Raw genomic sequence first — 9,263 nt, 5'->3', positions numbered from 1 at the left:
CTGGAGCACGGCCAGCTCGGCCACGAGGGCGTCGGTGCGGGTCCGCGTTGCGGCCACGAGGGCGTCGGCCTGCGCCGCGGCCGTGGCGTCGGTCGCGCGCTGCTGCGCCGCCCGCGCCGTCGCGGCGCTGCCCTCGCTCGCGCGGGCCCACACGCGCGCGGCGTCCAGCCGCTGCTCGACGTCGTCGCGCTGCGCCCCGATGCGGTCGAGCGCCGCGGTGCGGTCGATGAGCTCCTGCGGTCCGTTCGCGGCGAGCACGGCCGCGAACGCCCCGAGGCCCGCGGAGTCCCCCCGGTAGCGCGACGCGGCGAAGCGCCCGAGGGCCTGGCGCGCGGCGGCGTAGTCGGCCTGGGCGCGCGAGGCCCGCGCCGCGGCGGCGGCCGCCTCGTCGTCGCGCCGGGCGAGCAGCGCGCGCGCCTCGTCGTAGTCCTCGGCCGCCACGGACAGCAACGTGCGGCTCGCGTCGAGGTCGGCCTGCTGACCGGCGAGCCGGGCCTGCAGCGCCGCGACCTGGGCGGCGACGCCCGCCGCGGCCGCGCGGGCCGCGTCGACGTCGCCCTGCGCCGGCAGCGCCGGGTCGGCCGTGGCCGGGCCGGCCGCGAGGCCGAGCGCGGCGGGCACCCCCGCGCCCAGGGCGAGCAGGAGCACGGACCGGCGGCGCGCCAGGAGGCGGTCGACGGCCATGTCCTTACTCTCCGTAGTGGCCCGTTGCACGGAGCGCAGGCTAGCCCGTCTCCGGGCGCCCGTCACCCCCGTCCCGGCGGTCACCGGCGCCCCACGGCCCCCGGGCGTGACGGGGGGCGGGGGTACGGTGCCTGAGCAACCACGCGCCGGTCCCGGCGCGGTCGAGCGGTCGGAGGGGGACGCGGGTGACGTCGCGACTGATGCAGATCGGCGAGGTGTCCGACCGCGTCGGCTACAGCCTCCGCACCATCCGCTACTACGACGAGATGGGCCTCGTCACCCCGTCGGCGCGCACCCCGGGGGGCTTCCGCCTCTACACCGAGATGGACGTCTACCGGCTCCTCGTCCTCAAGCGCATGAAGCCGCTCGACTTCTCCCTCGACGAGATGCGCGACCTGCTCGCGACGCTGGACGCCCTCGACGGCCGCATCCCGTCGGCCACGCCGCGCGCGGAGCTGTTCGACCGGCTCGACGGGTTCCGCGCCGCGGCCGACGCGCGCGTGGAGAAGCTGCGGGAGCGGCTGGCGATGGCCGAGGAGTTCGCCCAGCAGCTGCGCGACGAGGCCGCGGGCCGCACCGACGGCAACTCCCCCGCCCCGGAACCGCCCGTGCTGCCCTTCGCGGGCTGAGGGCGGCTCAGGCGGAGGGGGACGGCACGGGCAGACCGCGGACGCCGGGGGTGAACCGGAACAGCGACCCCGCCGCCGGGTCGTCGTCGTCGGGCAGGTTCTCGCGCGAGGTCGTGATGTAGAGCTCGTCGAGCGCCTCGCCGCCGAACGCGCACGCCGTGACCTGCCGCGCCCCGACGTCCACGACCGCGTCGAGCGTCCCGTCGGGCGCGTAGCGGCGCACGGCCGAGCCGCCGAACAGCGCGACCCACACGCCGCCCTCGGCGTCCACGGTGAGGCCGTCGGGGCGGTTCCTGGAGCTCTCGTCGTTGACCTGCGCGAACGTGCGGCGGTTGGTCAGCCCGTCCTCGCGGTCGTAGTCGAAGACGTCGGTGCGCCCCGTGCCCGTGTCGTTGTAGTAGGCGAGCGTGCCGTCGGGGCTGAAGCCCAGGCCGTTGGAGACCGTGACGCCCTCGAGCACGGTCGAGACGGTCAGGTCCGCGTCGAGGCGGTAGAGCGTCCCGGCGCCGGGCTCGCCGCCCTGCAGCGACCCGCAGTAGAAGCGGCCGTCGGGGTCGCAGCCGCCCTCGTTCATCCGCAGCTTCGGCCGGGGCTCGAACACGTCCGGCAGCGCGGTCAGCTCACCGTCCGCGTCCTCGAGGACGAAGCCGCGCTCGACGGCGATGACCGCCCCGCCCTGCGTGCGCGGGCGCACCACGGCCGCGACGGACCCGACGGTGCGGCGGCTGACGGTGCCGTCGGCGGCCAGGCTCACGACGTCGCCCGCGAGCATGTCGACGAAGCGCAGGCCACCCCAGGAGGGCGACCAGCACGGGCCTTCGCCGTGGTAGACGATCCGGTCGGTGATCCGCTCAGCGCTGGGCACGCGAGGAGGCTACCGGCCACGCCCGGCGGCGGCCCGGCGGCGGCCCGGCGGCCGGATCACAGCGCCTCGGTCGGCAGGTAGGCCAGCTCGGGGCGGCCCGATCCGCCGTAGCGGGGTTCCCGGCGCGCCCGGCCCGCCGACGCCAGGTGCTCCAGGTAGCGGCGCGCGCTGACGCGCGACAACCCCGTCGCGGCGGCGGCCTCGGCGGCCGACACCCCTTGCGCCGCAGGCGCTGCGCGCAGCGCCGCGGTCACCGCGTCGAGCATCTGCGGCGTCACGCCGCGCGGCGGCGAGGACGACGTGCGCAGCTGCCCGAGGGCCGCGTCGATCGCCTGCTGGTCCAGGGCGCCGCCGTCGGAGCGCTCGGCGACGCGCGCCACCTCGGCCCGGAAGCGGGCGTAGGCGCGCAGCCGGTCCTCCAGCGCCGCGGCGCCGAACGGCTTGAGCAGGTACTGCACGACGCCCATCGACAGCGCCTGCCGCACGACCGCCTGGTCCCGCGCGGCCGTGACCGCGATGACGTCCGCGGGCACGGCCGCGGCGCGCAGGGCCCGCAGCACCTGCAGGCCGTCGACGTCGGGCAGCGTCATGTCCAGCAGCACCAGGTCGACACCGCCCGCCCCGACCGCGGCCAGCGCCTCGCGGCCGGAGTTCACCGCGGCCACCACGCGGAAGCCGGCGAGGCCCCCCACGTAGCGCGCGTGCGCCGCGGCGACCACGGGGTCGTCCTCGACGATCAGCACGCGGACGTCGCTCACGTGGGCGCGCCGGCCGCCGCCGGGCGCACCGCGGGCGCCTCCATGGGGAGGTCCACGACGGGGAGCGTGACGACGATCGTCCCGCCGCCGTCGTCGACCGTGACGGGCTCGACCACCTCGACCCGGCCGCCGTGGCGGCGCACCACCTGGCCCACGAGGGCGAGGCCCAGCCCGTGGCCGTGGGCCCCGTCCCGCGTGAGCACCTGCTCCTTGCGCGACCAGCCGCGGCGCATGGCCCGCTCGAGGCCCGCGGCGGGCAGGCCCGGGCCGGAGTCGGTCACCCGCAGCTGCACGGCACCGTCCGCCGCGGCGATGAGGACCCGCACCCAGCGCGGCGCGTCCCCCGCCAGGGCGGCCTCGACGGCGTTGTCGAGCAGGTTGCCGAGCACCGTCACCAGGTCGCGGGCCGGCAGCAGGTCCGCGGCCAGCGACGTGCCCGGCTCGACCTCCAGCTCGACCCCGCGCTCCGCGGCCTGCGCGGACTTGCCGATCAGCAGCGCCGCGACGGCCGGGTCCGCGACGTCGGCGACGACGAGGTCGGTCAGCTGCTGGGCCTCGGTGAGCTCGGCCGTCGCGAACCGGACCGCCTCCGCGTCGCGGCCCTGCTCGACGAGGGTCACGACGACGTGCAGCCGGTTGGCGGCCTCGTGGGCCTGCGAGCGCAGGGCGTCGGCGAGCCCGCGCACGGCGTCGAGGTCGCGGGTCAGCGCCTGCAGCTCGGTGTGGTCGCGCAGGGTCAGGACGGTCCCGACCTGCCGGCCCTCCCACTGCGCGGTGGTGTGGTTGACGAGCAGGACGCGGTCGTCGGTGACCTGGAGGTCGTCGGCCACCTCCTCGCCCGCCTCGACCAGGCGGCGCACGGCGGGCGGCAGGACCACGCCGTCCTCGCCCCCGGGCAGCAGCCGGCGGGCCTCGTCGTTGACCACCTGCACGCGCCCGGCCGGGTCGAGGACGACGAGCCCCTCCCGCAGGGAGTGCAGGACGGCGTCGTTGACCTCCCACGCGCGGGTCAGGTCGGCCGGCTCCATGCCGTGCGTCCGGCGGCGCACCCACCGCGACAGCGCGAGGCTGCCCAGCACCGAGAGCACCAGCGCCAGCGCGACGGCCCCGAGCAGGACCGGCAGCTGCGCCGTCAGCTCGCGCGTCACCGACCGGGTCGTGACGCCCACCGCCACGGCGCCGACCACGGGTCCGGTGGTCGCCGACGTGCCGGCCGCGCGGACGGGGACCACGGCGCGCACCGACGGGCCGAGCGTCCCCGTGTAGGTCTCCACGACGCGACCGCCCGCGAGCGCCTCCTCGGCGTGACCGAGGAAGGTGCCGCCGATCTGCGCGGGGTCGGGGTGCGACCAGCGCGTGCGCGCGGTGTCCATGACGGTGACGAAGTCGGTGCCCGTCGCGCGCCGCACGTCCTCGGCGTGCGCGGCCACCCCCGCCCGCACCCCCGCCTGCGCCGGGTCGGTGGTCGCCCCGGGCACCGAGAGACCGGCGCGGACGTCCGGCGACGCCGCGAGGCCCAGCGCGACGTCGCTGACGATCGCGGTCGTGTCGCGGCGCGTGTCGGTCCGGACCTGCCAGACGACGGCGGCCGCGGACGCGACGACGACCAGGGTGACGACCGCCAGCTGCAGCGCGAAGATGCGCGACGCCAGCGTCCAGCGCAGCCGGCCGCGGCGCGACGCCCCGTGAACGAAACGTGCAGAAGCTCGCCCTGGCCCCGGCGTTGTGAGCACGATCACCTCCACGATCTTCTAGGAGGGTCCCATGAGCAGAGACGCTCACCAGCAGGTGGCGGCCAAGCGCGACCGCACGCACTTCCTCTACATCGCCGTGATCATCGCCGTCGCCCTCGGCATCGCCGTGGGCCTGGTCTTCCCCGAGGTCGGGAAGGCGCTGAAGCCGCTCGGCGACGGCTTCGTCGACCTGGTCCGGATGATGATCTCGCCGATCATCTTCTGCACCATCGTGCTCGGCATCGGCTCGGTGCGGAAGGCCGCGCAGGTCGGCCGGGTGGGCGGCACGGCGCTGCTGTACTTCATCGTCATGTCGACGTTCGCGCTCGCGATCGGCCTCGTCGTCGGCAACCTGCTCCCGGTCACGGACCTGCAGCTCACCGACGAGCTCCGGGGCGTGGGCGCCGAGCGCGCCGCCATGGCCGAGGAGTCCGGCGGCACCGTCGACTTCCTCCTCGGGATCATCCCGACGTCGCTGCCCTCGGCCCTCACCGACGGGTCGGTGCTCGAGACGCTGTTCGTCGCCCTGCTGGTGGGCTTCGCGATCCAGGGCCTCGGCACGACCGGTGAGAAGGCGCTGGGGGCCATCGAGGTCATCCAGAAGGTCGTCTTCAAGATCCTCGCCATGGTCATGTGGGTCGCGCCGATCGGGGCCTTCGGCGCCATCGCCGCGGTCGTCGGCGAGACGGGCGTCGACGCGCTGAAGGCGCTCGGCATCGTCATGCTCGGGTTCTACGCGACGTGCGCGGTGTTCATCTTCGTGGTCCTCGGCCTCCTGCTGAAGGTCGTCACGAAGATCTCGATCTTCTCGCTGCTGCGCTACGTCGCCCGGGAGATCCTGCTCATCGTCTCCACGTCGAGCTCCGAGACGGCGCTGCCGCGGCTCATCGCGAAGATGGAGCACCTGGGCGTCAGCCGCTCGACCGTCGGGATCGTCGTGCCCACGGGGTACTCCTTCAACCTCGACGGCACCGCGATCTACCTGACGATGGCGTCGCTGTTCATCGCCAACTCCCTGGGCGACCCGCTGTCGGTGTCCGAGCAGATCTCGCTGCTCGTCTTCATGGTCATCGCCTCGAAGGGCGCCGCCGGGGTCTCCGGCGCGGGCCTCGCCACGCTCGCCGGTGGCCTCGCGTCGCACAAGCCGGCCCTGCTCGACGGCGTCGGCCTCATCGTCGGCATCGACCGGTTCATGTCCGAGGCGCGCGCGGTGACCAACTTCATCGGCAACACCGTCGGGACCCTCGTCATCGGCACCTGGGCCCAGCAGATCGACCGCGAGCAGGTCGACCGCGTCCTCGCGGGGCACGCCCCCTTCGACGAGCGGACGATGGACCCGAGCGTCAGCAAGGTCGCGCGCGAGACCGAGGAGAAGGTCGCCACGACGACCCCCTGAGCACCTCACCCCGCCGCACCCTCGTCCCCGTCGGGGGCGGGGGTGCGCTGCGTCCCCGACCCCCACCTGGAGGAGGCACTCCCGTGCAGACCACGCTGACCACCGTGCGCGACGGCGACCGGGTCACCGCCGCAGGACGGCTGGTGCGCGACGAGGACGGCTGGTTCCTCGCGGCGCACTTCCTCGACGCGGCCGATCCGCCCACCTCGCGGCTGCGGGTCGAGCCCGCGCAGGAGCCGGCCGCCGCGCTCGTCGGGGCGGGGGTGCGGGCGGTCGGCACCTGGGACGGTGGCGCCGAGGCCGTGACGGGCGCCGACCTCCGGCCCGAGGAGGTGCCCCGCCTCGTGCCCGGCGCCCCGGCGCAGCCCGGCTGTCCGCAGGACGACGTGGCCGCGGCCGTCCGCCGGTTCCCCGACCTGGGGACCGCGACCGTCGCCGTCGGCCTGCGCTCGGTCGGCGACGACCGCGCCGTCGCGCTGGTCGACGTCGTGCACCCCACCGAGGCGCTCCTGCGGTGGCTCGCGGACCTCCCCGAGGGCGGCGCCGAGGTCCGCGCCTGGGTCACCCGCGGTTGAGGGACCCCAGCCGCAGCGTCTCGGTCACCAGCGGCGCGATCTGGTCGACCTCCAGCAGGAAGCCGTCGTGGCCGTACGGCGAGCGCACCGTGCGCAGGCCGCCGACGGTGGCGGCGGCGCGCTCGGCGATGCGGCGCGAGTCCGCGAGGGGGTAGAGCCGGTCGGAGTCGACGCCCGCGACGACGAGGGGGACCGTGACCGCGGCGAGCGCCGCGTCCGTGCCGCCCCGCGCCAGCCCCACGTCCCACGTGTTCATGGCGTCGGTCAGCGCGACGTAGCTGCCCGCGTCGAAGCGGTGCACGAGCTTCTCGGCGTGGTGGTCGAGGTAGGACTGCACGGCGAAGCGGCCCGGCGCGTCCGGGTCCCACGGGTCCTCGCCGACCTGCGGCATCCGGCCGAAGCGCTCGTCGAGCTCGTGCGCGGTCCGGTAGGTCAGGTGCGCGAGGCGCCGCGCGAGGCCGAGACCCCGGTGCGGGCCGTGGCCGTCGGGCCGGTCGTGGTAGTCCCCGCCGTGCCAGCCCGGGTCGGAGAGCACCGCCGTGATCTGCGCGGACTGCGCGCCGATCTGGTCCGCGCTCGACGCCGCGCACGTGGCGAGCACGAGGGCCGCGCCCACGCGGTCCGGGTGCGCCGCGGCCCACTCCAGCGAGCGCATGCCGCCCATCGACCCGCCCAGCACGGCCGCGAACCGGCGGACGCCGAGCTGGTCGGCGAGGCGCGCCTCGGCCGCCACCTGGTCGGCCACCGTCAGCCGCGGGAACGCCGACCCCCACGGGCGCGAGGACCCGGGACGCCGCGCGGCCGGGCCCGTGCTGCCCTGGCAGCCGCCGAGCACGTTGGCGGCCACGACGAACCAGCGGTCGGTGTCCAGCGCGCGGCCCGGCCCGACGAGGGTCCCCCACCAGCCGGGCGTCGGGTGCCCCTCGCCCGCCGCCCCCGTGACGTGGGCGTCGCCCGTGAGGGCGTGCTCGACGAGGACGGCGTTGCCGCCGTCCGGCGCGAGGGTGCCCCACGTCTGGAAGGCGAGCCGGACCTGGGGCAGGGTGCCGCCGAGTTGCAGCGGCAGGTCCCCGACGTCGGCGAAGCGGCGCTCGCCGACGGGGTCGCCCTCGCGCCACGCCCCCGTCGCGGGCGGGTCGGGGCGGTGGATGCGGGCGGTGACCTGCGCGCCGACGTCCACGACCACCGCTCCCTGCGACCCCCGAGCCGCCGACTGCGCCTCGCCCGAGACCAGTGTCACGCCTTCGCGGCGGCCGCGAAGCCCTGGGTCAGGTCGGCGAGGATGTCGTCGATCCCCTCGATGCCCACCGCGAGGCGCACGAGGCCCGGCGTCACGCCCGAGGCGATCTGCTCCTCGGGGTTCAGCTGGCTGTGGGTCGTCGACGCGGGGTGGATGACGAGCGAGCGCACGTCGCCGATGTTGGCGACGTGGCTGTGCAGGACGAGCGCGTCGACGAACCGCTTGCCCGCGGCCAGCCCGCCCTCGATCTCGAAGGCGAGGACCGCGCCGGTCCCCCGCGGCGCGTACTTCTTGCCGGCCGCGTGCCACGGCGAGCTGGACAGCCCCGCGTACTTCACGGACAGGACGTCGTCGCGCGCGTCGAGCCACTCCGCGACGCGCTGGGCGTTGGCGACGTGGCGCTCCATGCGCAGCGACAGCGTCTCGATGCCCTGCGCGAGGAGGAAGGCGTTGAACGGCGCGATGGCGGGGCCGAGGTCGCGCAGCAGCTGGACGCGGGCCTTGACGAGGTAGGCCGCCGGGCCGACCGCGTCGGTGTAGACGACGCCGTGGTAGCTGGCGTCGGGCGTGGTCAGGCCCGGGTAGCGGTCGGCGTGCGCGGCCCAGTCGAACGTCCCGGAGTCGACGATGGCGCCGCCGATCGCGGTGCCGTGCCCGCCGAGGTACTTCGTCGCGGAGTGCACGACGACGTCCACGCCGTGCTCGAAGGGCCGGATGAGGTACGGCGTCGCGATGGTGTTGTCGACGATCAGCGGGACGCCGGCCGCGTGGGCGACCTCGGCGACGGTCTCGAGGTCGAGCACGTCGCCCGCGGGGTTGGAGATGGTCTCGGCGTAGAACAGCTTGGTGCGCTCCCCCACGGCCGCGCGCCACGCGTCCGGGTCGTCGGGGTCGGTCACGAAGGTCGTCGTGATGCCCAGCTTGGGCAGCGTGTGCTGCAGCAGGTTGTACGTGCCGCCGTACAGCCGCGGGCTCGCGACGACGTGGTCGCCGGCCTGCGCGATGTTGAGGATGGCGATGGTCTCGGCCGCCTGGCCGCTGGCCAGCAGGAGCGCCCCGATGCCGCCCTCGAGCGCGGCGATGCGCTCCTCGACGGTGCTCTGCGTCGGGTTCATGATCCGCGTGTAGATGTTGCCCGCCTCGGCCAGCCCGAACAGGGCCGCGGCGTGGTCGGAGTCGCGGAAGGTGTAGCTCGTCGTCTGGTAGATCGGCAGCGCCCGCGCGCTCGTCGCGGGGTCCGGCGCCTGGCCGGCGTGGACCTGCTTCGTCTCGAAGCTCCACGTCGTCGGGTCCTGAACGGTCGTCGGGTCCTGCACGGCGGTCGCCTCGTGCTCGGCGTTCTCGGGGGCAGCGCTGTTCTCGGTCATGGGGTCCTCTTCGGGG

Annotated in this window: 8 protein-coding genes and 1 pseudogene; 3 read left to right on the top strand and 6 right to left on the bottom strand. The window is 75.7% G+C overall.

The window, feature by feature from the left end; genetic code table 11:
* Positions 1–684 (bottom strand): annotated as a pseudogene (locus tag GTR02_RS16455) (hypothetical protein); the annotation flags it as partial.
* 200 nt (positions 685–884) lie between these two features.
* Here GTR02_RS16455 and GTR02_RS16450 point away from each other — a divergent pair.
* Positions 885–1,313 (top strand): MerR family transcriptional regulator, encoded by a 429-nt coding sequence (locus GTR02_RS16450; protein WP_166608579.1) that lies wholly within the window; start codon positions 885–887, stop codon positions 1,311–1,313.
* 7 nt (positions 1,314–1,320) lie between these two features.
* On the opposite strand, the gene GTR02_RS16445 is transcribed toward GTR02_RS16450, so the two are convergent.
* Genes GTR02_RS16445 through GTR02_RS16435 form a run of 3 tightly spaced genes read right to left on the bottom strand, consistent with a single transcriptional unit; the run spans position 1,321 to position 4,675 of the window.
* Positions 1,321–2,178 carry an SMP-30/gluconolactonase/LRE family protein gene (locus tag GTR02_RS16445; protein ID WP_166608576.1) on the bottom strand — a complete coding sequence of 286 codons (858 nt, stop codon included), beginning with the start codon at positions 2,176–2,178 and terminating at the stop codon, positions 1,321–1,323.
* A 56-nt stretch (positions 2,179–2,234) separates the two neighbouring features.
* Positions 2,235–2,936 carry a response regulator gene (locus GTR02_RS16440; protein WP_166608575.1) on the bottom strand — a complete coding sequence of 234 codons (702 nt, stop codon included), beginning with the start codon at positions 2,934–2,936 and terminating at the stop codon, positions 2,235–2,237.
* The gene (locus GTR02_RS16435) at positions 2,933–4,675 is read right to left on the bottom strand and encodes an ATP-binding protein (protein ID WP_205709441.1); all 1,743 of its coding nucleotides are present in this window, start codon (positions 4,673–4,675) and stop codon (positions 2,933–2,935) included. The genes GTR02_RS16440 and GTR02_RS16435 overlap by 4 nt, the downstream gene beginning before the upstream one ends.
* A gap of 25 nt (positions 4,676–4,700) precedes the next feature.
* On the opposite strand from GTR02_RS16435, the gene GTR02_RS16430 reads away from it, so the two are divergent.
* Both GTR02_RS16430 and GTR02_RS16425 read left to right on the top strand, forming a co-directional pair.
* Positions 4,701–6,065 (top strand): cation:dicarboxylate symporter family transporter, encoded by a 1,365-nt coding sequence (locus GTR02_RS16430; protein ID WP_166608574.1) that lies wholly within the window; start codon positions 4,701–4,703, stop codon positions 6,063–6,065.
* An 83-nt stretch (positions 6,066–6,148) separates the two neighbouring features.
* Entirely contained in the window at positions 6,149–6,640 is a 492-nt protein-coding gene (locus GTR02_RS16425) for a hypothetical protein (protein WP_166608573.1), read from the top strand.
* Here GTR02_RS16425 and metX read toward each other — a convergent pair.
* On the bottom strand, positions 6,627–7,820 hold the full coding sequence (metX, locus tag GTR02_RS16420) for a homoserine O-acetyltransferase MetX (RefSeq protein ID WP_338073870.1): 1,194 nt from the start codon (positions 7,818–7,820) through the stop codon (positions 6,627–6,629). The genes GTR02_RS16425 and metX overlap by 14 nt on opposite strands.
* Before the next feature lie 56 nt (positions 7,821–7,876).
* Complete coding sequence (locus tag GTR02_RS16415; protein ID WP_166608572.1) at positions 7,877–9,247, bottom strand: bifunctional o-acetylhomoserine/o-acetylserine sulfhydrylase; 1,371 nt, start codon at positions 9,245–9,247, stop codon at positions 7,877–7,879.
* Between the last annotated feature and the right edge of the window lie 16 nt (positions 9,248–9,263).

This window comes from Kineococcus siccus, assembly GCF_009906795.1.
GTDB classification, from domain to species: Bacteria; Actinomycetota; Actinomycetes; order Actinomycetales; family Kineococcaceae; genus Kineococcus; species Kineococcus siccus.
Note: the sequence above shows the minus strand (reverse complement) of the source record. Positions and strands in the feature narration are given on the sequence as shown.

Excerpts from the sequence above, each read along its gene's own strand:
- GTR02_RS16450 (WP_166608579.1), top strand. The coding sequence starts at position 885 with ATGCAGATCGGCGAGGTGTCCGACCGCGTCGGCTACAGCCTCCGCACC.
- GTR02_RS16430 (WP_166608574.1), top strand. The coding sequence starts at position 4,701 with ATGAGCAGAGACGCTCACCAGCAGGTGGCGGCCAAGCGCGACCGCACG.
- GTR02_RS16415 (WP_166608572.1), bottom strand. The coding sequence starts at position 9,247 with ATGACCGAGAACAGCGCTGCCCCCGAGAACGCCGAGCACGAGGCGACC.